Raw genomic sequence first — 23,335 nt, 5'->3', positions numbered from 1 at the left:
CTCGCCGTCCTTTGATCAAGGGCCGGCGCCCCGGCCGTGCCCGCCGCCGGCCCGACGGGGCAGGCCGGCGGCGATTCGGTCGGGCAAGGTCGTCCGTGGCGCCACCGCTGCATTTGGGCCGCACTGTGGCACGGCGGGCATAGTTGCCCGGGCACGCTTACGCTTAAGTGGGGCCAGAGCCATTCGGGACAGTCTTCAGGTACCCCTCACATGACGAAGAAGCTTCTCCTCGCCTCGACCGTGCTGGCCGGCATGACCGCCGTCGCCTCCGCCGCCGACCTGCCGCGCCGCGAGCCCCCGCCGGTCTTCACCCCGATCCCGGTGTTCACCTGGACCGGCTTCTACGCCGGCCTCGAGTCGACCTACACCTTCACCGACCGCCAGCGGATCACCACCACCGGCATCTCGCCCGTGAACGTCGCCAACGTGCAGGCCCTGCGTCGTCCGCCGCTGGCCACCACCGAGACCGACGGCATCGGCAAGATCGGCGGCACCGCGGGCTACAACTATCAATTCACCCCGGGCTCCGGCTTCGTCCTCGGCGGCGCCGTCAGCGTCGACTGGACCGACATCCACAAGGGCCGCTTCAGCCTCGACGCTCCGAACGCCGGCGGCGTCCTGCCCAACCCGAACTACTTCCGCCAGAGCCTGGAATATCTCGGCACCGTCACCGGCCGCGTCGGCTACGCCTTCGACCGGTTCATGGTCTACGGGACCGGCGGCTTCGCCTTCGGCGAGGTCCAGTACGATGCCAACTTCTACACCCCCGGCGGCGCCCTCGCCTTCGCCGGCCGCACCAACAACCTCGAGACCGGTTACGCCTACGGCGGCGGCGTCGAGTACGCGATCCCGACCGACAGCTTCCTCAACACCTTCGCCTTCGCGAAGTATCTCGGCCTGAAGTACGACGCCGTGACGATCAAGGCCGAATACCTCCACTACGACCTCGGCAGCCGCAACGTCATCGTCGGCTCGTTCAACGGTGTCGGCCCGGGCGCCGGCTACATCTCGCGCTTCCGCACCGAGGGCAGCATCATCCGCGCTGGCTTCAACTACAAGTTTGGCGGCCTCTAAGGTCTTCGCCGGAGGGTGATCCCTCCGGCCCCTTGGAATGCTGCGATGAAGCCCCGGGCGCATGCGTCCGGGGCTTTTTTCGTGTCGGCGGCGGCCGCTTTCGTCGATGGTCGCCTACCTCACGCCGCAGGCCCCGGTTCGCTGCGGGCAGGCTTGAACAGGCCGCTCGCGGTGGCGACCAGATCGCCGCCCTCCCCGCGGATCTCCGCCTCGCAGAACAGCACCGAACGCCCGCCGCGCACGACGAACCCTTCGGCGAGCAGCAAGCCGCGGCCGGGGGCGAGGAAGCGGGTCTGCATGTCGAGGGTGAGCACCGGCCGCCCGGCGGCGAGCCGCGCCGCCGTCCCCATGGCGATATCGAGGAGCGTGCAGATCACACCGCCATGGGCGATGCCGAGGTTGTTGCCGTGGTCGTCGCGCAGCCTCAGCCGCAGCCGGGTGCGTCCCTCGGCATAGCCGAGCGCCTCGACGCCGCAGAGCCGCGCAAACGGGATGTCGGCCCCGAAGATCGTATCCTGCTCGCGCATCGGCTGCTCCGGCCCTCGCCCGTTTCGAAGGTCCGGTATGCGGGCGCTCGCGCGCCCTGACAAATCCGCCCGGCTTCGTCGCTCCGGCCGCGACCCGGTCGTTGACAGACCGGTATGGCCGGACGGACGATGCGGCCAACGGGATCCGCCAAGGATCCGCCTTCAGGGATGGACGCATGCGCCCGGCTCCGGCACCCGCCGCGCCCCGGATCTGCGAGGGCAGAACCGATACCGGCAGGACGCGCCGATGACCGAGCCGCGCTGGCGCCGCCGGCCCGAGGGCTCGACCTGGGGCGATTACGGCCCTGAGGACCAACTCGGCCGCGTCAACGGGCTCGATGCGGCCAAGGTGCTCCAGGGCGTCGCGGAGGTCCGCGTGGGCCGGACCTTCTGCCTCAGCCTGCCCCTCGACCTGCCCGGCGGCAACGTCCTGAACCAGCGCCGCCACCCGCCGCGCCTCAGCCCGACGGTCCGGGCCAACGGCCGGCCGGTGACCAACTTCCGGGTCTGCGAGGAGGTCGACGGCGCCACCGACGTGATCTGCGACGACCGGGTGATGCTCTATCTGCAATACTCGACGCAGTGGGACAGCCTCGCCCATGTCGGCGGCCTGTTCGACGCCGACGGGGACGGAACGCCGAAACCCGTCTACTACAACGGTTTCCGCGGCGGCCTCGACGTGACGGGTCCGAGCGAGGCGGCCGAGGTCGAGGCCCCGTCGCGCGCGCACCGCCTCGGCATCGAGCGCTTGGCCGAGCACGGCATGCAGGGCCGTGGCGTGATGGTCGACCTGCGGGCGCATCACGGCGACGCCCGCACACTCGTCGGCTACGACGCCCTGATGCGGATCCTGGAAGCCGACGGGGTCGCGGTCGAGCCCGGCGACATGGTCTGCCTGCATACCGGCTTCGCCGACCGGCTCCTCGCCTGGGCCGGGCATCCGGACCCGCAGGAGGTCCACCGCATCTGCGCCGTCCTGGACGGCCGCGACGCGCGGCTTCTCGCCTGGATCAGCGACAGCGGGCTCTCCGCGCTCGCCGCCGACAACTACGCGGTCGAGGCCTATCCGGCGCGGCCGGGCGGGGCGTGCTGCGCGATCCTGCCGCTGCACGAGCACTGCCTGTTCAAGCTCGGGCTGCCGCTGGGCGAGCTCTGGCACCTGACCCCGCTGGCGGCCTGGCTCAGGGCGAACGGGCGCCATCGCTTCCTGCTCACCGCGCCGCCCCTGCGGCTTCCCGGCGCCGTCGGCTCGCCGGCGACGCCGATCGCCACCGTCTGACCGGAGGAGGACATCATGGCCGAGATCGCCGTCGTCGGGGCCGGGCTGATGGGTCACGGCATCGCCCTGGTCCTGGCGCTCGGCGGCCATGCCGTCCGCCTCACGGACAGCCGCGCCGAGACCCTTGATGCGGTGCCCGCCCTGATGGCCTCCGCGCTCGCGACCTTGGCGGAAGCCGGCGCCGCGCCCGACGGGTGGACCGCGGACCGCCTCGCCGCGGCCGTGCGGCTCTCGCCGGACCTCGCGGCCACGGTCGACGGGGCGAGCCTCGTCGTCGAGGCGATCACCGAGGACCCGGAGGCGAAGCGCACGCTGTACTCCGAGCTCGACGGGCTCTGCGCCGCCGACGCGGTGATCGCCAGCAACACGAGCTACCTCGACGTCTTCCCGCTGATCCCGGCCGGGCGGCAGCCGCGCGCCCTCGTCGCGCACTGGTACACGCCCCCCTACATCATCGATCTCGTCGACGTGGTGCCGGGTCCCGAGACGCGGCCGGAGGTGGTGGCCGAGATCCGCGACCTCGTCGTCGGGCTCGGCCAGGTGCCGATCGACCTCAAGCGCTTCGTGCCGGGCTACGTCGCCAACCGCATCCAGTCGGCGATCACCGCCGAGGTGCACCACCTCCTCGACGAAGGCTACGCCACCCCGCGCGAGATCGACGACGCCATCGTGCACGGGCTCTCGCTGCGCATCCCGATTCTCGGCCACCTTGCCAAGGCGGACTTCACCGGTCTCGATCTGCAGCGCCGGGCGCTCGCCAACGCGAGCTACGCCCCGCCCCCGCCGCGCACCCGGTCGGGCAGCCTCGACGCCCTCTGCGCCGAGGGCCGGACCGGGGTGATGGCCGGGCGCGGCTACTTCGACTGGGGCGGCCGCGACCCGGCGGAGCTGTTCCGCGAGCGCGACCGCAAGCTGCTCGCCCTCAAGGCGGCGATGCGCGGCATCGGCCGGATGGAGGGCACGTGAGCGTCCGCCGCCGACCTCCGATCGCAGACGGGAGCACACCATGATCGGCGCCGACCTTCGCGGCAAAGCCGTCCTCGTCACCGGGGCGTCCTCCGGCATCGGCCTGGCCGCCGCCACGCTGTTCGCGCGCAACGGGGCCGCGGTCGCCCTGAACCACCTCGCGGACGACCCACGCGGCCCGGAGGCCGCCGGGCGTCTGCGCGCGGACGGTCTCTTCGTCACGGCGGTCGCCGGCGACGTCTCCCGCGCAGGCGAGGCGGAGGCGATGGTGGCCGAGGCGATCGCGACGCTCGGCGGCCTCGACGTGCTGATCAACAATGCCGGCACCTCGGGCACGCAGGCGCCGATCGCCTTCGAGGACCTCGACGCGATGACCGAGGATTTCTGGGATTCGATCCTGTCGACCAACCTCGTCGGCCCCTATCGCTGCGCGCGGGCCGCCGCCCCCGCCCTGCGGGCGCGCCGCGGCGCCATCGTCAACACCGCCTCGGTCGCCGGCCTCGGGCGGCGCGGCTCCAGCATCGCCTACTCGGCGAGCAAGGCCGGGCTCGTGAACCTGACGCGCTCGCTCGCCCGGGCGCTCGCCCCCGAGATCCGCGTCAACGCGGTCGCGCCGGGCCTCGTGGCCACGCCCTGGACTGCGAACTGGCCCGAGGCACGCAAGGCGGCGACCGTCGCCAACACCCTGATGGCGCGCCTGGCCGAGCCCGAGGACATCGCCGAGGCGATGTTCTTCCTCGCCGCCGGCGGGGCCTACATCACCGGCGAGACGCTGGTGGTCGACGGCGGGATGATCTGAGGAGACGGCGATGTCGCAGAAGACCGTGATCACCTGCGCCCTGACGGGCTCGTTCGACACGCCGTCGAAGAACCCGGCGGTGCCGGTCAGCCCGGAGGCCATCGCCCGCTCGGCGCTCGAGGCGGCCGAGGCCGGCGCCGCGGTGGTGCACGTCCACGTCCGCCACCCCGAGACCGCGGCGCCGAGCATGGAGCTCGCGCATTACCGCGAGGTGGTGGAGCGCATCCGCGAGCGCAACGCCGACGTGATCCTCAACCTGACCACGGGCGCCGGCGGACGCTTCGTGCCGGGCGCGTCCGATCCGGCCGCGGCGGGGCTTGGCACCCTCTTCGAGACCCCGGCGGTGCGCACCCGCCACGTGAGCGCGCTCAGGCCGGAGCTCTGCACCCTCGACGTCGCGACGATGAACTTCGGCGAGAACCTGTTCCTCAACACCCCGGCGCACCTGCGCGCCATGGCCGAGGCGATCCGCGCCGCCGGCGTGCGGCCGGAGATCGAGGTGTTCGACCTCGGCCACATCGCGCTCGCCCGCCACCTCATCGCCGAGGGGCATCTCGCCGCCCCGCCGCTGTTCCAGATCTGCCTGGGCATCCCGTGGGGGGCGCCGGCCGACCCCGAGACCCTGGTGCAGATGCGCGCGCGCCTGCCGGCCGACGCGGTCTGGTCGGCCTTCGGCATCGGCCGGGCCGAGTTCCCGATGGTGGCGCTCGCCGCCAGCATGGGCGGCAACGTCCGGGTCGGCCTGGAGGACAACCTTTACCTCGCCCGCGGACGCCTGGCGCCGAGCAACGCCGCGCTCGTCGAGAAGGCGGTGACGCTGCTGTCGCTCATCGACTGCGCACCGGCGAGCCCGGCCGAGGCGCGCGCGATCTTCGGGCTCGCCGCGCGCGGTTGAGCCGGCCGGCCGGATCCGGCACACCGCCTGTCTTCCCGATACGGGCGGGATCGGCCCCGCCAAGGACCAGCACACCATGCGTGAAGCCGTCATCGTCTCGACTGCGCGGACCCCGATCGGCAAGGCCTATCGCGGCGCCTTCAACGACACCCAGGCGCAGGCGCTCGGCGGCCACGCGATCGCCCACGCGCTCTCCCGCGCCGGCATCGCGCCGGAGGAAGCCGGCACGCTGATCGGCGACGTGATCCTCGGGGCCGCCCTGCAGCAGGGCTCCACCGGCACCAACATCGCGCGGCAATCCGCCCTGCGGGCCGGGCTCCCGGCTTCGGTGGCGGGGATGAGCGTCGACCGGCAATGCGCCTCGGGGCTGATGGCGATCGCCACCGCCGCCAAGCAGATCGTCGTCGACGGCATGCAGGCCGCGATCGGCGGCGGCCTCGAATCGATCTCGCTCGTCCAGAACGAGCACCTGAACCGTTTCCGCGCCGAGGATGCGGCGCTCACCGCGATGGCCCCGCACGTCTACATGTCGATGCTGGAGACCGCCGAGATCGTCGCCGCCCGCTACGGCATCGATCGGGAGGCGCAGGACCGCTACGCGCTGCAGTCGCAGCACCGCACCGCCGAGGCCCAGGCCAACCGGCGCTTCGCCGACGAGATCGTGCCGCTGGCGACCGAGATGGCGGTCGTCGACAAGGCGACCGGTGCCGTGACGAAGCGCGCGGTGACGCTCTCGCAGGACGAGGGCAACCGGCCGCAGACCCGGCTCGAGGACCTTTCCGCCCTGAAGCCGGTGTTCCGCAACGGGCAGGCCGTCGCCGAGGGCGCGTTCATCACCGCCGGCAACGCGAGCCAGCTCTCGGACGGCGCCTCGGCCTGCGTGCTGATGGAGGCGCGGGAGGCCGAGCGGCGCGGGCTGCAGCCGCTCGGCGCCTATCGCGGCATGGCGGTGGCCGGGTGCGCGCCCGACGAGATGGGCATCGGCCCGGTCTTCGCCGTGCCCAAGCTTCTGGAGCAGCACGGGCTCACCGTCGGCGACATCGACCTGTGGGAGCTGAACGAGGCCTTCGCGGTCCAGGTCCTGTATTGCCGCGACCGCCTCGGCATTCCCGACGAGCGCCTCAACGTCGACGGCGGCGCGATCGCGATCGGCCATCCCTACGGCATGTCCGGCGCGCGCATGACCGGGCACCTGCTGATCGAGGGGCGCCGCCGGGGCGCCAAGTACGGCGTGGTCACGATGTGCGTGGGCGGCGGCATGGGCGCGGCCGGCCTGTTCGAGATCTACTGAACGCGCGACATCGGTTGCGCGCAACCTAGTTTCGTGGGATGAAGGGTCATCGATCGCCCGCGAGCGGGTGCATGATTCCCAACGCCGACAGGAGACGACGATGCAGGCTCTCTACACCGCCCACGCCCACGCCACCGGCGGCCGCGAAGGATCCGCCGCGACCGACGACAGCCGTCTCGGCGTCGGCCTCTCGACCCCGAAGGAGCTCGGCGGCAACGGCGGCCCGGGCAGCAACCCCGAGCAGCTCTTTGCCGCCGGCTACGCCGCCTGCTTCCTCGGCGCGATCAAGTTCGTCGCCGCCCAGGACAAGGTGAAGGTGCCCGAGGACGCCCGCGTCGACGCCGAGGTCGGCATCGGCAAGCGCGACGACGGCACCGGCTTCGGCCTCACCGTCAGCCTCAAGGCCAGCCTGCCGGGCATCGATGCCGAGAAGGCCGCCGACCTCGTGAAGCGCGCCGACGTGGTCTGCCCGTACTCGCACGCCATCCGCGGCAACATCCGGGTCGACGTCGCCGCCGTCTGATCGCGGCCGGAACCGAGACCGAAAAGACCCGCGACGGGGCACCCCGTCGCGGGTCTTTTCATGCGTGTCGACCGCGGGAGGGCCCTGGCGTTCAGGCCTCGGATTCCATCCCCTCCAGCTCCGCGATCATGCCCTCGATCATGCCGAGGCCGATCTGCCAGAAGCCGGGATCGCGGGCGTCGAGGCCGAACGGGGCCAGGAGCTCGCCGTAGGGCTTCGAGCCGCCGGCCGAGAGCAGGGCGAAGTAGCGCTCGACGAAGCCGCCCTCCGCCTTCGCGTAGACCCCGTAGAGCGAGTTCACCAGGCAGTCGCCGAAGGCGTAGGCGTAGACGTAGAACGGAGAGTGGATGAAGTGCGGGATGTAGGCCCAGAACGGCTCGTATCCGGCATCGAGCGTGATCGCCGGGCCGAGCGATTCGGCCTGCACCGACATCCACAGGCCGTTGATCTGCTCCGCGGTGAGCTCGCCCTCGGCGCGCGCGAGGTGGACCTTGCGCTCGAAGGAGTAGAACGCGATCTGGCGCACCACCGTGTTGATCATGTCCTCGACCTTGGCGGCCAGCATCGCCCGGCGCTGGGTCGTGTTGGTCGTCGCCGCGAGCAGGCGCCGGAAGGTCAGCATCTCGCCGAACACGCTGGCGGTCTCGGCCAGGGTCAGCGGCGTCGGCGCCATCAGCGCGCCGTTGTGGCCGGCCAGCACCTGGTGCACGCCGTGGCCGAGCTCGTGCGCGAGGGTCATCACGTCCCGCGGCTTGCCCTGGTAGTTGACCAGCACGTAGGGGTGGACCGAAGGCACCGTCGGGTGCGCGAAGGCGCCGGGCGCCTTGCCGGGCCGCGTCGGCGCGTCGATCCAGCGCCGGTCGAAGAAGTCCCGCGCGATGCCGGCCATCTTCGGCGAGAACGCGCCGTAGGCGTCGAGCACCGTGTCGCGCGCCTCGGTCCACGGGATGGTGCGCTGCTCGACCTTCGGCAGCGGCGCGTTGCGGTCCCAGTAGGGCAGCGCCTCGACGCCGAACCACTTGGCCTTCAGCCGGTAGTAGCGGTGCGAGAGCCGCGGATAGGCCTCGCGAACGGCATCGACCAGCGCCGCGACCACCTCGGGCTCGACGCGGTTCGAGAGGTGGCGGGCATCCGCCACGTCCTTGAAGCCGCGCCAGCGGTCCGAGATCTCCTTGTCCTTGGCCAGCGTGTTGGTGATCAGCGTGAACACCCGCAGGTTCTCGCGGAACACCTCGCTCAGCGCCCCGGCCGCCTCCCGGCGGACCTCGCCGTCCGGGTCCTGGAGCTTGTTCAGCGTCGGCTCCAGGGGCAGCCGCTCCCCCTGGACGGGGAAGCGCAGGGCCGCGATGGTCTCGTTGAACAGGCGGTCCCAGGCCGCGTTCGCGGTGACGGATTTCTCCAGGAACAGCTTCTCGATCCGGTCCTCGAGCTGGAACGGCTTTTCGCGGCGCAGATCCTCGATCCACGGGGCGTAGCGGGCGAGCGGCCCGGCGGACATCGCCGCGTCGAGAACCCCGTCCTCGATCCGGTTGAGCTCGAGCGCGAAGAACAGCAGGTTTCCGGAGGCGTCGGTGAGGCGCTCGCGGGTGTCGCCGTAGAACTTCGCCCGCGCCTCGTCGGTGGTGTCGCCGGAATAGACCAGCCCGGCATAGGACATCAGGCGGCCGAGCAGCTCCTCGATCGCCTCGTACGCCGCGACCGCGGCGGCGAGCTCGCCCGAGGCGTCGGGCTCGCTCGCGAGCTGCGCGATCTTCCCGGCGTAGGTCTCGGAGAACGAACGGCAATCCGCTTCCGCCTTCGCGAGGTCGCGGCGGAAGTCCGGCGCGTCCAGGCCGGAATACAGGTCGGCGAGGTCCCATTCGGGAAGCGGCCCGAGATCGACCGCGTGGGCCGCGGCACGCGCCGCGGAGGCGCCCTCGGCGCTCCGGAGGGGCGACCCTGCGGGGGCGAAGGCTCGGGCGGACATGATTCCTCGCATGGATCCTCGGTTCGTTGCCGGCGTGTCGCCCGCGCGGGGCCCGACGGGCCCTTCCCGCCTCATATCGAGCGCGATCGACGGCGTTCAACCGAATTCGGCGGCCGCCGGCGATGCAAGCGGCGCCTGCGGCAAATCTCCCGTCGTCGTTAAGCGGTGCTTTACGCATCTGGGCGACGCTCCGGCTCGAAACGAAACACCCGCCGGTCGTGCCGGGTGCCGGGTCCCGCGAGGTCCGGCGCCGCGGTCGACCCGCGGCAGCGAGGAAAAGCCCGCATGGCGACAACGGTCCTGATCGTCGACGACGATCCCGTTCAGCGTCGTCTCGCCGAGGCGACGGTGCGCCGCTTCGGCTTCGAGGCGAAGCTCGCGGAGAACGGTGCGGACGCGCTCGCGCTGCTGCGGACCCAGCCCGAGATCGACGTGGTCCTGCTCGACCTCGTCATGCCCGGCGGCCTCGACGGCCTCGGCGTGCTTGCCGAGATGCGGAAATCCGGCCTCGACACCCCGGTCATCGTCCAGACCGCCAACGGCTCCATCGACGCCGTCGTCACCGCGATGCGCGCCGGCGCCGTCGACTTCGTGGTCAAGCCCGCCGGCGCCGAGCGGCTGCAGGTCTCGATTAAGAACGCGCTCCGGGTCGACCACCTGGAGGAGGAGGTCCGGCGCATGCGCCGCCGCGCCTCCGGCTCGCTCAGCTTCAAGGACCTCACCTCGAAGTCGCCCGACATGGAGCGGGTGATCCGGCTCGCCGAACGCGCCGCGAAATCCAACATCCCGGTGCTGATCGAGGGCGAATCCGGCGTCGGCAAGGAGGTGCTGGCGCGCGCGATCCAGGGATCGGGCGAGCGGCGCGGAAAGCCCTTCGTCACGGTCAATTGCGGGGCGATCCCCGACAATCTCGTCGAATCGACCCTGTTCGGGCACGAGAAGGGCGCCTTCACCGGCGCCACCGAGCGCCATGCCGGCAAGTTCGTGGAGGCGTCCGGCGGGACGCTGTTCCTCGACGAGATCGGCGAGCTGCCCCTCGATGCGCAGGTGAAGCTGCTGCGCGCGCTGCAGGAGGGCGAGGTCGACCCGGTCGGGGGCAAGCGCAGCGTGCGCGTCGACATCCGCCTGGTCTCGGCGACGAACCGCTCGCTGCTCGACCTCGTCAAGGAGGGCCGCTTCCGCGAGGACCTGTACTATCGTCTCAACGTCTTCCCGATGACCCTGCCGCCGCTCCGCGCCCGGCGCGAGGACGTGCCCGACCTGGTGCGCTCCTTCTGCGCCCGGTTCGCGGCCGAGGAAGGCAAGCGCGTCCGCGCGATCACCCCCGAGGCGATGGCGCTGCTGACCCGATACGGCTGGCCCGGCAACGTCCGCCAGCTCGAGAACGCGCTGTTCCGCGCGGTGGTGCTCGCCGACGGCGACGAGCTGACGGTGGCCGAGTTCCCGCAGATCGCCGCCCAGGTCGAGGGCTTCGACGTCCGCATCCCGGCGGCGCCCGTGCAGCCGATGCTGTCGGCCCATTCGCCCGAGCCGGTGCGCGAGATCGTCCGCGTCGAGGTGCGCGACCCCCACGCGATGTCGCTGGTGGTCGAGGACACCGGCGAGATGAAGCCGATGGATGCGCTGGAGGCCGAGATCATCCGCTTCGCGCTGCAATTCTATCGCGGCCGGATGTCGGAGGTGTCGCGCCGCCTCGGAATCGGCCGGTCCACCCTGTATCGCAAGCTCAAGGATCTTGGGCTCGACGGCGACGACAAGGCCGAAGAGGCCGCGGCCTGATCCGGCCCGAGGGCCGGCGCCTGACCGATAGGCTCGGCGCATCAGGCACTTGCAGGCACGCGACGGCGCGAGCGGAGGGGGTGCGATTGCGCACGACCGGGCTTGCGCCGATACTGATAAGGTTGTGGGCGACCTCGAGGTCGGTCCCCAGGAGGTTCGCAGATGGGCGTCTCGCGCTCGGCCAAAGCAGCCCTGGCCGTCCTGTTGGCCGGCTCCGTCGCGCAGGGCGCCCTTTCCACGGCGGCCTTCGCGCGCGGTGGCCTGGACGACATCCCGCCCGCCGCCGCCGTTGCCACCGCGACCCCGGACAAGGCCGTCGCCGCCGATAAGGCGCCCGCATCCGATCCGGCCGCGGTCTCGGATCCGAGCCTGCCGCCGCCGGCCACCGGCCTCGAGGCGGTGACGCCGTCCGAGCCGCCGAAGGCCGATCCGGCCCAGACCGAGGCGCCCGGACCGGAGCGTCCGGCGGTCGCCGCGGCGCCCACCGTGCCGAGCGACCCGCAGGCGGCCGCCGTGTTCAACCGCCTGGCCTCGCCTGCCCCGCTGCTCGCCCGCCTGACGACGAAGGAACGCGAGGCGATCCAGGCGTTCTACGCGCTCGGCGCCTTCAAGCCGGTCTGGATCGTGGACGGCGCCTACACGCCGGCGGCGAAGGCCGTCGCCGCACGCCTCGCGGCGGCGCCCGAGGACGGCCTCGACGCCCGCGCCTATCCGGTGCCGGCGCTCCCGAAGGCGGGGAAAGCCGACACCGCCGGCAAGACGGAAAGCCCCGCCAAGGCCGAGGATCTGGCCGCCGTCGCGGAGGCCGACCTGAAGCTCTCGGCCGCCGCCGCCCTCTATGCCCGCGACGCGCGCGGCGGGCGGATCAACCTGGCCGCGATCTCGCGGCTGATCACGCCGACCCTCGATCTGCCGGCCGCCGACACGGTCCTGGCGAGCCTCGCCGGCGCAGGCGGCACCGCCGGCGACCTGCTCCAGGCCTACAATCCGCGCTCCCCCGGCTATCTCGCCCTCAAGAGCCGCCTCTCGGTGGCACGCGCGCCGGCCGCGACGGACGATGCGGGTCCGGCGACCACCCTGCGCCTGCCGCCCGGTCCGGCCCTGCGCGTCGGCATGCGCGATGCGCGCGTGCCCCTGCTGCGCGCCCATTTCGATCTGGAGAGCCGGAAGGCCGGCACCCTCGACGTCCCCCCGGGCGATCCGGAGGATTACGATTCCGGCGTCGCCGCGGCGGTCGCCAAGTTCCAGCGCGGCCGCGGCCTGCCCGGCAACGGCGTCCTCAACGTCCAGACGGTGGTGGCGCTGGCGCAGGGCGCCAAGCAGGCGAGTGCGGTGCGGCCGGTGGGCGACGACGCGGCGCTGATCGTCAACATGGAGCGCTGGCGCTGGCTCGGCACCGAGCTCGGGCCCGACTACGTGCTGGTCAACGTGCCGGAATTCCGCCTGCGCGTGTTCCGCGACGGACGCCAGCGCGACGAGGCCCGCGTCATCGTCGGCAAGCCGGATTCGCGCACGCCCCTGTTCTCGGGGCTGATGGAATACGCGGTGGTGAACCCGTCGTGGTACGTGCCGCCCTCGATCCTGAAGACGATGCTGCCGAAGATCGCGAGCTACGGCGGCAGCACCTGGGGCGGCTACGAGATCGTGCGCCGCGGCGGCCACGTCTCGCTGCGCCAGCCGCCGGGCGAGAAGAACGCGCTCGGCTTCATCAAGTTCATGTTCCCCAACCAGCATGCCGTGTACCTGCACGACACGCCGAACCGCTCGCTGTTCTCGCGTTCGGAACGGGCCCTCAGCCACGGCTGCGTCCGCGTCGACGACCCGTTCCGCTTCGCCGACGTGGTGCTGCCGAACTGGACCGAGGAGCGCCTGAAGAAGCTCGTCGGCAAGGGCGAGCGCACCATCCGCCTGGAGCACAAGCTGCCGGTGCACCTCGCCTACTTCACCGCCACCGTCGACGACGGCGGCAGCTACCGCACGCTGCCCGACCTCTACGGCTACGATGCACCGATGCGCGCGGCCCTCGGACTCGGCGGTGGCGGCGGTGCGGTCGCCAAGGTCTCGCCGGCGGTCCGGCCGTCCGAGCCGACGCGCCGGACGGCCGAGGCCGTGGCGCCGCCGCCGCCGCGGGCGAAGCCGCGCCACGTTGCCCTGCCGCGCCGCGCCGTGCGGGCGACCGCGGAAGCGCCGCCGCCCGAGTTCGGCGAGCCCGGCCTGTGGACGCCGAACCCGGCTCCGGTCTCGCGCAGCTGGTGGTGACCGCAGCCCGCCGGTCGCGGTCCGTGAGGAGCCCCCGCACCGGCCCCGTGGCCCATTCGCATCACCCGTCGGGCGACCGCCGCGGCGACGTGTGCCGCCGCGCTTGCCGGCACGATTTCGCCACGGTCCAGACTTAGCCGTAAGGGAATCGCGTGTGTCCGGCTCGGGCCGCCGATAACCGGGTCTTCACGGTTTTCGGCAACCTTGCGTTCACCATGGTTCCGCGCCGAACGCGGGTCGCGTCCGAGGGGTGAGACGATCGTGCCGACGCCGAGCCAGACGACGCCCCGGCCCTCGCGTCTTCGGCGCATCCTCTTCGGACTCTCCGGCATGGCGCTGGCGCTGGCGGCCGGAACCACCGGCACCCAGGATGCGGTCGCCAACGGCGACACCCGCTCGCTCACGATCTTCCACACCCACACCAAGGAGAGCGCGACCATCACGTTCAAGCGCGATGGGCGCTACGACCGCGCGGCCCTGGAGCAGCTGAACTGGCTCCTGCGCGACTGGCGCATCGACGAGCCGACCAAGATGGACCCGCGCCTGTTCGACACGGTCTGGGAGGCCTATCGGCAGGTCGGCGCCTCGGAGCCGATCCACGTGGTGTCGGCCTATCGCTCGCCCGGCACCAACGCGATGCTGCGCCGCCGCTCGAAGGCGGTGGCCGAGTACAGCCAGCACATGCTCGGCAAGGCGATGGATTTCTACCTGCCGGGCGTCTCCATCGACGACATCCGCGCGGTCGGGCTGCAGATGCAGCGCGGCGGCGTCGGCTGGTATCCGCATGCCGGCTCGCCCTTCGTCCATCTCGACGTCGGCTCGGTCCGGATGTGGCCGCGGATGAGCCACGACCAGCTCGCCCGCCTGTTCCCCGACGGCAAGACCGTCCACCTGGCGTCCGACAACCGGCCGTTCCCGCGCTACGAGGAGGCCCGCGCCGAGATCCTGGCCCGCGGCGGCACCGTGCTCGGCGTGTCCTCGCAGATCGCCTCCGCCGACGAGGAGGAGGGCCCGAGCCTCGTCGGGTTCCTCGCCGGCCTGTTCGGCAGCCGCAGCGATCCGGCCCCGGCGCCGGTCGCGGTGGCGCGCAGGAAGCCGAAGCCGGTGGTCGCGGTGGCGAGCGCCGACCCGGAAGACGGCATCGGCACCCGCGCGGCCCTTGCCTACGCCGCCCCGGCGGCGCCGGCCGCCGACGGCGCGCTGCGCGAGGCGATGCTGCGCCGCGACGGGCGCGACGCCAGGGCCCTGCTCACCGCCGAGCCGCCGGCCTCGAAGCCGGAGGACGCGATCGACGCGGCGCTGATCTCCAACGTGACGGCGCCGCTGCCGCCGCGCCGGCCCGCCGAATTCACCGCCGTCGCGGCCGCCGCGCTCGCGATGCCTCTGCCGCCGCCGCGCCCGGCGCAGTTCGCCGGCCTCGGCAACGTCGGCATGGCCAGCCTGGGCTCGAGCCTCGCCGCCGTCACCGAGCGGCCCGCGGCGGCGCGCCCGGTGGACGCCCTGGTCCCGGCCGACGCCGATGCGAAGGCGCAGCTGCGCGCCCTGTTCGCCGCGGTCTCGACCGAGTCCGGCGCCGCTCATCCGGCAAGCCGCATCGCCCCGGTCCGCGTGGCGCAGACGCGCGCCCGTACGGACGCGGCGCCGGAGGCGGTCGTCGGCGCGTCGCCCGACACGGTGACGACGCGCTTCGGCCGCCGCAGCCCCGGCGACGACCTCACGGCCGCGCGCTTCACGGGCTCGGCGACCCGGGCCGTTCCCGGCGGTCACTGAAGGATGTCGTAAGGTTCGTGGGCGCTGCCGTCAGGGCAGGCGGCGGCCCTGGCTGACCGTCATCGCGGAAACTAGGGTCGCCGCGTACCCGGCGTCCGATCCGGCGATGCGCGCCGCGTCGAGGCTGCTCTGGGACGCCACGGCGAAGACCAGCACGCCGAGGAGCGTTCCCGCACCGACGAGCCAGAGATACGCCCGCGCGAAGACCTTCGGAATCCGCACGGCACAGGGGTTTTCCCCGAGGTAGAGCTGTGACGAGGACGAGTCGTTCATGGCCGGCGTTCCCGCGGATGACTGACGCCCGGTCGAACCGTCGATCGCTCACGCGCATTCGGTTCGCCACTAGCATCCAACGCGGCCCTACGGCAGAGGTTCGCCGGCCCGGTTCCGTTATTTTTGCAGGTTTTTTGTGCGTGGTTAACGCGGGATCGCCAGGCGCGCCGAGGTGGGCTTCCTCACCTGTTCACGCGACCGTATCGACCTATCGGCTCAAGGCCTCCGCGCGCCTTCCCTCCCCCGCAACGGGGGGAGGGAGAACGCGGTTCCGCTTCCGCGCGTTATGATGACGCTGGGCCGCCCAGCAAAAGGACCCGGCGCCGAAATCCGCGGATCGGCGCTTGCGGGTGCCTAGCCTTCCTTCGCCGAGACCTTGCCCAGGGCGGCCTGCGCGGCGGCGAGGCGGGCGATCGGCACGCGGTAGGGCGAGCACGACACGTAGTCGAGGCCGACCTCCTGGCAGAAGCCGATCGAGGCCGGGTCGCCGCCGTGCTCGCCGCAGATGCCGAGCTTGATGTCGGGGCGGACCGAGCGGCCGCGCTCGACGCCGATCCGCACCAGCTCGCCGACGCCCTCCTGGTCGATGGTCACGAACGGGTCGGCGGCCAGGATGCCCTTCTGGGTGTAGGGCCCGAGGAAGGTCGCCGCGTCGTCGCGCGAGATGCCGAGCGCCGTCTGCGTCAGGTCGTTGGTGCCGAAGGAGAAGAACTCCGCCGTCGCCGCGATCTCGTTGGCCTTGAGCGCCGCGCGCGGCAGCTCGATCATGGTGCCGACCTGATAGCCGATCGCCTTGCCGGTCTCCTCCGACACCGCCTTGGCGGTCGCGTCGATGCGGGCCTTCACGATGTCGAACTCGGCGCGGGAGAACACCAGCGGCACCATCACCTCGGGGGTGACCGGCGCGCCGGTCTCCTGCGCCGCCTGGACGGCCGCCTCGAAGATGGCGCGGGCCTGCATCTCCGCGATCTCCGGGAAGGCGATGGCGAGGCGGCAGCCGCGGAAGCCGAGCATCGGGTTGAACTCGGAGAGCTCGCGCATCCGGTGGCGGATCCGGTCCTCCGCGATGCCGGTGGCGTCCATCACCTCCTTCACCTCGGCGTCGGAATGCGGAAGGAACTCGTGCAGCGGCGGGTCGAGCAGGCGGATCGTGACGGGCAGGCCCGACATGATGGTGAACAGCTCGACGAAGTCCTGGCGCTGGTAGGGCAGGATCTTGGCGAGCGCCGCGCGGCGCCCCTCCGCGTCGTCGGCCAGGATCATCTCGCGCACCGCGATGATGCGGTCGCCCTCGAAGAACATGTGCTCGGTGCGGCACAGGCCGATGCCCTCGGCGCCGAAGTCGCGGGCGGTGCGGGCGTCGGTCGGCGTGTCGGCGTTGGCGCGCACCTTCATGGTGCGGTACGCGTCGGCCCAGCCCATCAGGGTGGCGAAGTCGCCCGACAGCTCGGGCGCCAGCATCGTCACCTCGCCCTGCAGCACCTGCCCCGTCGAGCCGTCGATGGTGATGCGGTCGCCGGCCTTCAGCGTCACGCCGCCGACCGTGAGGGTCTGCGCCTTGTAGTCGATCCGGATCGAGCCGACGCCCGACACGCAGGGCTTGCCCATGCCGCGGGCGACGACGGCCGCGTGGGAGGTCATGCCGCCGCGCGTGGTCAGGATGCCCTCGGAGGCGTGCATCCCGTGGATGTCCTCGGGCGAGGTCTCGATGCGCACGAGGATGCACTTGCGCTCGGCCTTGCGCAGGGTCTCGGCGTCCTCGGAGTTGAACACGATCTCGCCGGTGGCGGCGCCCGGCGAGGCCGGCAGCCCCTGCGCGATCACCTTCCGCTCGGCCTTCGGGTCGATCGTCGGGTGCAGGAGCTGGTCGAGCGCGCCGGGCTCGATCCGGGCGATCGCCTCCTCCTGCGTGATCAGGCCCTCGCCGGCCAGATCCACGGCGATGCGGAGCGCCGCCTTGGCGGTGCGCTTGCCGTTGCGGGTCTGGAGCATCCAGAGCTTCCCGCTCTCGATGGTGAACTCCATGTCCTGCATGTCGCGGTAATGGGTCTCGAGGATGCCGTAGATCCGCGTCAGCTCGGCGTAGGATTCGGGCATCGCCCGCTCCATCGACGGCTTCTCGGACTTGGCCTCGAGCCGGGCCTTCTCGGTGATGTCCTGCGGGGTGCGGATGCCGGCGACGACGTCCTCGCCCTGCGCGTTGATCAGGAACTCGCCGTAGAGCGCGCGCTCGCCGGTGGACGGGTTGCGGGTGAAGGCGACGCCGGTGGCCGAGGTGTCGCCCATGTTGCCGAACACCATGGCCTGGACGTTGACGGCGGTGCCCCAGCTCTCGGGGATGGCGTTCAGCTCGCGGTACTTCTTCGCCCGCGGGATCATCCACGAATCGAACACTGCGCCGATGGCGCCCCAGAGCTGGTCCTCGGCGCCCTGCGGGAACGGCGAGCCGTGCTCCTCGACGACGATCGCCTTGTACTTCTCGATGAGGTGCTTCCAGTCGTCGGCACCGAGCTCGGTGTCGAGATCGAAGCCCTTGCCCTCCTTGTAGTGCTCCAGCGCCTCCTCGAAGGCGTGGTGCTCAACGCCCAGCACCACGTTCGAGTACATGGTGATGAAGCGGCGGTAGGAATCGTAGGCGAAGCGCGGGTCGCCCGAGCTCTCGGCGAGCGCGGCGACGGTCGCGTCGTTGAGGCCGAGGTTGAGCACCGTGTCCATCATGCCCGGCATCGAGGCGCGGGCGCCCGAGCGCACCGAGACGAGGAGCGGGTTCGCCGCATCGCCGAAGGTCTTGCCGGTGATCGCGCCGACCTGCTCGAGGGCGGTGGCGACCTGCGCCTTCAGCTCGGCCGGGTAGGTCTGGCCGTTCTCGTAGTAGGCGGTGCAGACCTCGGTGGTGATGGTGAAGCCGGGGGGCACCGGCAGGCCGAGATTGGACATCTCGGCGAGGTTCGCGCCCTTGCCGCCGAGCAGGTCGCGCATCTGCGATTTGCCCTCGGCCTTGCCGTCGCCGAAGGTGTAGACCCACTTCGCGGTGCCGCTCGTCATATCGATTCCGTCCGTCGTGCAAGAGGACTCGCGTCCAAGGGTCTTGCGTCAAAAGGATCTTGCGTCAAAAGGATCTTGCGTCAAAGGAAGCCGGCGTCGAAGGGTTTGCCGGCCCCTCGGGCCCATCGGTGCGGGTTGGACCATCCCGTGTTGCAACGCAAGATGAACGTCCGCGCGCCGGGTCACCCGGCATGTGACGCTCCGCGTTCATTGTCAGCCGCGAGCGGGCCTGACGGCGTCACGATAGACCGCGGAACAGGCCGAGGCCAATCACCCCGACGGCGATCAGGTAGATCGCGACGATGTAGTTCAGCAGCCGCGGCGCGATCAGGATCAGGATCCCGGCCAGGATGGCGATGGCCGGCTGCAGGTGCGAGATCGAGATGGTCATGGCGAAGCCCTCCGGCGGCCGAGCTTGACCGCCGGAGGGCGACGCACGATGGCGCGCACGGTTCCCGCCCGGCGTCAGGACGCCGGGGGCCAGGACGGCACGATTTCGTACTGGATCGGCTTGAAAGCGAAGTTGTTGGATTGCAGCGCCGAGCAGGCGGTGAGTCCGATCACCAGGTCCTGCATCGCCTCGAACACGATCCTATCTCCGGCGCGGCTCAGGGGCGGCTCGACCTTCAGCGCGCCGGTATTCCCGTCCACGGTCACGTTCATGAAGACGTTGAACGCCACCGGGATCCGGTCCGGCCCGATCCCGAAGGGCTCGAGGGCGGCCGCGAGGTTGCCGAAGCAGCCGCGGTGCGGCTCGGCGTCGCCGTAGATGATGCGGAAGGTGTCGGCAGAGCACGGCGTCAGCAGGAAGTCGTGCCGGCCGACCGTGTCCGCGACGATGCGGAGCATCACGTTGGAGCGGTTCGAGTAGAGCGGGTCGCCCGTGGTCAGGTAGATCCGGCTGGCATAGTCCAGCGTCCGGCCCGACGAGATCACCTCGTCGAGGTCGTCGCGGCGGAAGGCCAGCATGTCGGCGACCTGCTCGCCCTGCGGGTCGGTGACCACCAGGAACTGGCCCTTGTCGAGGGTGAAGGCCGTCCCCGAGCGCGGCGCGATGGTGTGACGGCCGCAGGACGGATGCGGCTCAGACATCGGAGCCGCCCTTCGTGCGCCCGCTGAACGGGCAGGCCCAGTCGGCGTCGACCGCGCGGCCGCTGTACTGGCGCGCTTCGGAGATCTCGCCGTGCCGAGACAGCATCGGGTTGATCGAGCCGGCGAACGCCGCGTCGCGCGCCAGGATGTTCTCGCGCAGCTTCTCGTAGCGCCCTTCGGCGCGCAGCCGCTCGAACTGATCGTGCAGGTTGAAGACCAGGACCGGCGACGTGAAGCGCCTGGCCGGCCGGCTCGCGCCCGGATGCAGGCCGACGATGAAGAACGCCTCGCCGCCGAAGCTGAGGGAGAAGTGCGCGTCCTCCGGGTCGGCCGAGACGCGCCGGTCGTAGGCCTGGCCGAGGAAGCCGTCCTTGTCGGAGAGCGACTGGGCCCGCGCCCACAGGTTCTCCTCGAAGGCCTGCTCGGACAGGTCGCCCGGCCCTTCGAACACGATGGCGAAGCTCTGGAACAGGTCGGGCTGGGCGCGGTAGCGCGCGATGAAGGCGAGCAGCGCCGGGTAGATGCGCGTGTCGTCCCAGCCGGAGGTGATGTCGCGGGCGACCACGATCTTCATCCGCCCCCGCGACAGCGCCGACTTCGCGCCGACGCACGGGAAGGGCTGCGCCCGGATGAAGTCCCGGAACGCCACCGCCAGCGGATGGTCGGCATCGTCCCGTGGCAGCCGGAGCGGCGCCGCGTGCAGGGATGACAGGTCCGGAGCGAGCGAAAACCCGCGGTTGTCCGCGTAGGAAAGCATGAGATCCCGCGTCTACGATGAAATATGCGGCACGGTTGCCGATGCCGGAGGCAGATTGGCGCCCGGATCGGAGGAACCGGCCTCAGACGGTGCGGTTCCTGATCCCGGCCGACTCCGCCGCGATCGGTCGCACTCTGCTGTGGACAGTGCCGGCTCGGCCGGGAATGCCCGCCACGACGATCCGATCGCGGCCGGGATCGGCGGCGGGTGCCGGACGCCTCAGCCTTCCGGACGCACCCGCCTTCCGAATGCCTCAGCCTTCGGCCTCGACCAGGATCTCGCGCTTGCCGGCATGGTTGGCGCCGCCGACGATGCCTTCCTGTTCCATGCGCTCCATGATCGAGGCGGCGCGGTTGTAGCCGATCTGCAGACGACGCTGGATGTAGCTGGTCGACGCCTTCTTGTCGCGAAGCACCACCTGCACCGCCTGGTCGTAGAGGTCGCCGCCGGCCTCGCCGAACGAGCCCTGGTCGAACACGGCGCCGTCGAGCTCCAGCTCGTCGCCGCCCCTGCCGGCGCCCTGGGCGGCCCCCTTGGGGGCATCCTCCGACCCGTCGTCGGCGGTGACCGCCTCGAGGTAGGCCGGGCGGCCCTGGCGCTTGAGGTGGGCGACCACGCTCTCGACCTCCGAATCCGAGCAGAACGGCCCGTGCACCCGGGTCGTGCGCCCGCCGCCGGCCATGAACAGCATGTCGCCCTGGCCCAAGAGCTGCTCGGCGCCCATCTCGCCCAGGATCGTGCGCGAGTCGATCTTGCTCGTCACCTGGAAGCTGATCCGGGTCGGGAAGTTCGCCTTGATCGTCCCGGTGATCACGTCCACCGACGGACGCTGCGTCGCCATGATCAGGTGGATGCCCGCCGCGCGCGCCATCTGCGCCAGGCGCTGGATCGCCCCCTCGATGTCCTTGCCGGCCACCATCATCAGGTCGGCCATCTCGTCGACCACGATCACGATGTAGGGCAGCGGGGAGAGGTCCATCTCCTCGTTCTCGTAGACGGCCTCGCCGGTCTGCCGGTCGAAGCCGGTCTGGACGGTGCGGGTCAGCACCTCGCCGCGCAGGCGCGCCTCCTCGAGCCGGGCATTGAACCCGTCGATGTTGCGCACGCCGACCTTGGACATCTTCTTGTAGCGCTCCTCCATCTCGCGCACCGCCCACTTGAGGGCGATGACCGCCTTCTTCGGGTCGGTGACGACGGGGGAGAGCAGGTGCGGGATGCCGTCGTAGACCGACAGCTCCAGCATCTTCGGGTCGACCATGATCAGGCGGCACTCCTCCGGCTTCATCCGGTAGAGGAGCGAGAGGATCATGGTGTTGATCGCCACCGACTTGCCCGAGCCGGTGGTGCCGGCCACCAGCAGGTGCGGCATGCGGGCGAGATCGGCGATGATCGGCTCGCCGCCGATGTTCTTGCCCAAGCACAGCGCGAGCTTGTGCTTGGTCTCGACGAAGTCGGCCGAGGCCAGGAGCTCGCGCAGGTACACGGTCTCGCGCCGCGCGTTCGGCAGCTCGATGCCGATGGCGTTGCGGCCGGGCACGACCGCGACGCGGGCCGAGACCGCCGACATCGAGCGGGCGATGTCGTCGGCGAGCGAGATGACGCGGGAGGACTTGGTGCCGGGCGCCGGCTCGAGCTCGTAGAGGGTCACGACCGGGCCGGGGCGCACCGCGAGGATGTCGCCGCGCACGCCGAAATCGCCGAGCGTGGCTTCCAGCAGCGTCGCGTTCTGCTCCAGCGCGTCGGCCGAGACCAGGCTCGCCTGCGACGGGCCGCGCGGCTCGGCCAGGAGGTCGAGCGCGGGATGGCGGTAATCGTCCCGGCCGCTGGCCGGCGCCGGGCGGCGCGCGGGCGCCACCGGCGCCACCGGTGCGGAGACGCGGGAGGCCGCGGCCTCCGCCGGCACGGGGGTCGGCTCGTCCTCGCCCCTGAAATCTTCGCCCCTGAAATCCTCGCCCTCAAAATCCTCGTCGTCGTGGACGACGGGCAGCGGGCGCCGGCCCTGCGGCGCAGGCGCGGCGTGGGGCGCGGCCGGAGCCGTGGCCTGGTCGGCGCGCGGCTCGAACACCGGCTCGCGGCGCGGCTCGGCCGCGCGGCCGCCGTTGGGGAGCTGGCTCGCCCAGGGCAGGTCCTCGTCGGAGAAGGCGCGGCGGGCGGCCAGGGCCGGCGAGGCGCCGGCATAGCTGAGCGCGCCGAGGCCGGCGCGTTGCGCCCGCCACATCTCCCAGCGTTCGGCCAGGGCCGCGCGACCGCGCATCGCCGCCTGGAGCACGGTGCCGAACCCCACGATCCCGAGACCCGGCTCGTCGGATTCGTCGCGGTCGTCGTATCGACGATCCTGCGCCGCGTCCGGATGGGTGCGGCGCGGGCGGTCGGCCCGCGCCATCGCGGGGGCCACGTCGTCCTCCGCCTCGTCGAGGCCGGGGGCGACCCGGCACGCGGCCGTCAGGCTGAGGATCGCGACGCCGGCGTAGACGAAGCCGACGAGGGCCGCGCCGGCCTGCGAGATCGCGCCGACGATGGTGCGCGCGGCCGACATTAGCGCGTCGCCGGCGACCCCGCCGAGCCCGGTCGGCAGCGGCCAGCGGGCGGTCGGCGGCAGGGCGCTGGCCACCGCGCTCGCGGCGCAGAAGCCGATGATCCACAGGGCGATGCGCATGCCGCCGTTCGGCAGGTCGCGCTCGCGCATCAGCCGGACGCCCCACAGCGCCGGCGGCAGCACGAAGGCGAGCGCACCGAGCCCGAGGATCTGCATGGCGAGATCCGAGACCACCGCCCCGGGCTGGCCGAGCACGTTGTGCGCGACGTGGTCGGTGGCGTGGTTGAGGCTCGGGTCGTCGATCGACCACGTCGCGAGGGCGACCGTCAGCGCGATCGCGCCCGTGAACAGGACGAGCCCACCGAGTTCCGTCAGCCGCCGCGCCAGGAACGGGCGCAGCGTGTCGACGAAGGTATCGTAGGGCGACGCGGAGCGGCGAAGCGAGCGCATGCGGGACCGGACGCGAAAGGAGACTCTGCCCCGGAGGCTAGGCGCCTTACGTTA

General features: G+C 71.7%; 18 protein-coding genes. 10 read left to right on the top strand and 8 right to left on the bottom strand.

The annotated features are described in order from the left end of the window. Positions 1-210: 210 nt before the first annotated feature. Positions 211-1,074 (top strand): outer membrane protein, encoded by an 864-nt coding sequence (locus tag ACFZ8E_RS11435; protein ID WP_147842940.1) that lies wholly within the window; start codon positions 211-213, stop codon positions 1,072-1,074. Positions 1,075-1,193: 119 nt separating this feature from the next. On the opposite strand, the gene ACFZ8E_RS11430 is transcribed toward ACFZ8E_RS11435, so the two are convergent. Beyond that, complete coding sequence (locus ACFZ8E_RS11430) at positions 1,194-1,601, bottom strand: PaaI family thioesterase (protein ID WP_147842939.1); 408 nt, start codon at positions 1,599-1,601, stop codon at positions 1,194-1,196. A 247-nt stretch (positions 1,602-1,848) separates the two neighbouring features. Here ACFZ8E_RS11430 and ACFZ8E_RS11425 point away from each other — a divergent pair, with 247 nt between their 5' ends. The 6 genes from ACFZ8E_RS11425 (at position 1,849) to ACFZ8E_RS11400 (ending at position 7,354) form a co-directional block, all read left to right on the top strand. Beyond that, entirely contained in the window at positions 1,849-2,880 is a 1,032-nt protein-coding gene (locus ACFZ8E_RS11425) for a cyclase family protein (protein WP_243948547.1), read from the top strand. Positions 2,881-2,895: 15 nt separating this feature from the next. Then, positions 2,896-3,846, top strand: coding sequence for a 3-hydroxyacyl-CoA dehydrogenase family protein (locus tag ACFZ8E_RS11420; RefSeq protein WP_243948549.1), 951 nt, complete (start codon positions 2,896-2,898; stop codon positions 3,844-3,846). Positions 3,847-3,886: 40 nt separating this feature from the next. After that, positions 3,887-4,645: an SDR family NAD(P)-dependent oxidoreductase gene (locus ACFZ8E_RS11415; protein ID WP_243934172.1), complete on the top strand. Its 759-nt coding sequence runs from the start codon at positions 3,887-3,889 to the stop codon at positions 4,643-4,645. A gap of 10 nt (positions 4,646-4,655) precedes the next feature. Beyond that, positions 4,656-5,540 (top strand): 3-keto-5-aminohexanoate cleavage protein, encoded by an 885-nt coding sequence (locus ACFZ8E_RS11410; RefSeq protein WP_243934170.1) that lies wholly within the window; start codon positions 4,656-4,658, stop codon positions 5,538-5,540. A 76-nt stretch (positions 5,541-5,616) separates the two neighbouring features. Further along, positions 5,617-6,831: an acetyl-CoA C-acyltransferase gene (locus ACFZ8E_RS11405; RefSeq protein ID WP_147842934.1), complete on the top strand. Its 1,215-nt coding sequence runs from the start codon at positions 5,617-5,619 to the stop codon at positions 6,829-6,831. A gap of 100 nt (positions 6,832-6,931) precedes the next feature. Further along, complete coding sequence (locus ACFZ8E_RS11400) at positions 6,932-7,354, top strand: organic hydroperoxide resistance protein (RefSeq protein WP_243948550.1); 423 nt, start codon at positions 6,932-6,934, stop codon at positions 7,352-7,354. Between the two features lie 91 nt (positions 7,355-7,445). Here the strand turns inward: ACFZ8E_RS11400 and ACFZ8E_RS11395 are convergent, their stop codons facing one another. Continuing rightward, on the bottom strand, positions 7,446-9,320 hold the full coding sequence (locus tag ACFZ8E_RS11395; RefSeq protein WP_243948551.1) for a M3 family oligoendopeptidase: 1,875 nt from the start codon (positions 9,318-9,320) through the stop codon (positions 7,446-7,448). Positions 9,321-9,605: 285 nt separating this feature from the next. Between ACFZ8E_RS11395 and ACFZ8E_RS11390 the strand changes: the two genes are divergently transcribed. The 3 genes from ACFZ8E_RS11390 (at position 9,606) to ACFZ8E_RS11380 (ending at position 15,128) form a co-directional block, all read left to right on the top strand. Then, on the top strand, positions 9,606-11,099 hold the full coding sequence (locus ACFZ8E_RS11390) for a sigma-54 dependent transcriptional regulator (RefSeq protein WP_147726263.1): 1,494 nt from the start codon (positions 9,606-9,608) through the stop codon (positions 11,097-11,099). A gap of 162 nt (positions 11,100-11,261) precedes the next feature. Continuing rightward, positions 11,262-13,358 carry a L,D-transpeptidase family protein gene (locus ACFZ8E_RS11385; RefSeq protein WP_405042801.1) on the top strand — a complete coding sequence of 699 codons (2,097 nt, stop codon included), beginning with the start codon at positions 11,262-11,264 and terminating at the stop codon, positions 13,356-13,358. 330 nt (positions 13,359-13,688) lie between these two features. Then, positions 13,689-15,128 (top strand): DUF882 domain-containing protein, encoded by a 1,440-nt coding sequence (locus tag ACFZ8E_RS11380; RefSeq protein ID WP_243948558.1) that lies wholly within the window; start codon positions 13,689-13,691, stop codon positions 15,126-15,128. Positions 15,129-15,158: 30 nt separating this feature from the next. On the opposite strand, the gene ACFZ8E_RS11375 is transcribed toward ACFZ8E_RS11380, so the two are convergent. From ACFZ8E_RS11375 to ACFZ8E_RS11350, 6 genes are all read right to left on the bottom strand, one after another. Beyond that, positions 15,159-15,401, bottom strand: coding sequence for a hypothetical protein (locus ACFZ8E_RS11375; protein WP_243948553.1), 243 nt, complete (start codon positions 15,399-15,401; stop codon positions 15,159-15,161). 354 nt (positions 15,402-15,755) lie between these two features. After that, positions 15,756-18,446 carry a pyruvate, phosphate dikinase gene (ppdK, locus tag ACFZ8E_RS11370; RefSeq protein WP_147727953.1) on the bottom strand — a complete coding sequence of 897 codons (2,691 nt, stop codon included), beginning with the start codon at positions 18,444-18,446 and terminating at the stop codon, positions 15,756-15,758. 238 nt (positions 18,447-18,684) lie between these two features. Then, positions 18,685-18,837: a DUF3096 domain-containing protein gene (locus ACFZ8E_RS11365; RefSeq protein ID WP_147727954.1), complete on the bottom strand. Its 153-nt coding sequence runs from the start codon at positions 18,835-18,837 to the stop codon at positions 18,685-18,687. Between the two features lie 74 nt (positions 18,838-18,911). Continuing rightward, complete coding sequence (locus ACFZ8E_RS11360) at positions 18,912-19,538, bottom strand: DUF1989 domain-containing protein (protein ID WP_243934160.1); 627 nt, start codon at positions 19,536-19,538, stop codon at positions 18,912-18,914. Continuing rightward, entirely contained in the window at positions 19,531-20,295 is a 765-nt protein-coding gene (gene gntA, locus ACFZ8E_RS11355) for a guanitoxin biosynthesis heme-dependent pre-guanitoxin N-hydroxylase GntA (protein WP_243934157.1), read from the bottom strand. The genes ACFZ8E_RS11360 and gntA overlap by 8 nt, the downstream gene beginning before the upstream one ends. 253 nt (positions 20,296-20,548) lie before the next feature. Beyond that, positions 20,549-23,281, bottom strand: coding sequence for a DNA translocase FtsK (locus ACFZ8E_RS11350; protein WP_405042800.1), 2,733 nt, complete (start codon positions 23,279-23,281; stop codon positions 20,549-20,551). Positions 23,282-23,335: the final 54 nt, after the last annotated feature.

Source organism: Methylobacterium sp. HMF5984 (assembly GCF_045033435.1).
Classification (GTDB): Bacteria; Pseudomonadota; Alphaproteobacteria; order Rhizobiales; family Beijerinckiaceae; genus Methylobacterium.
The sequence above is the reverse complement of the archived record's forward strand: the minus strand, read 5'-3'. Positions and strand labels throughout refer to the sequence as shown.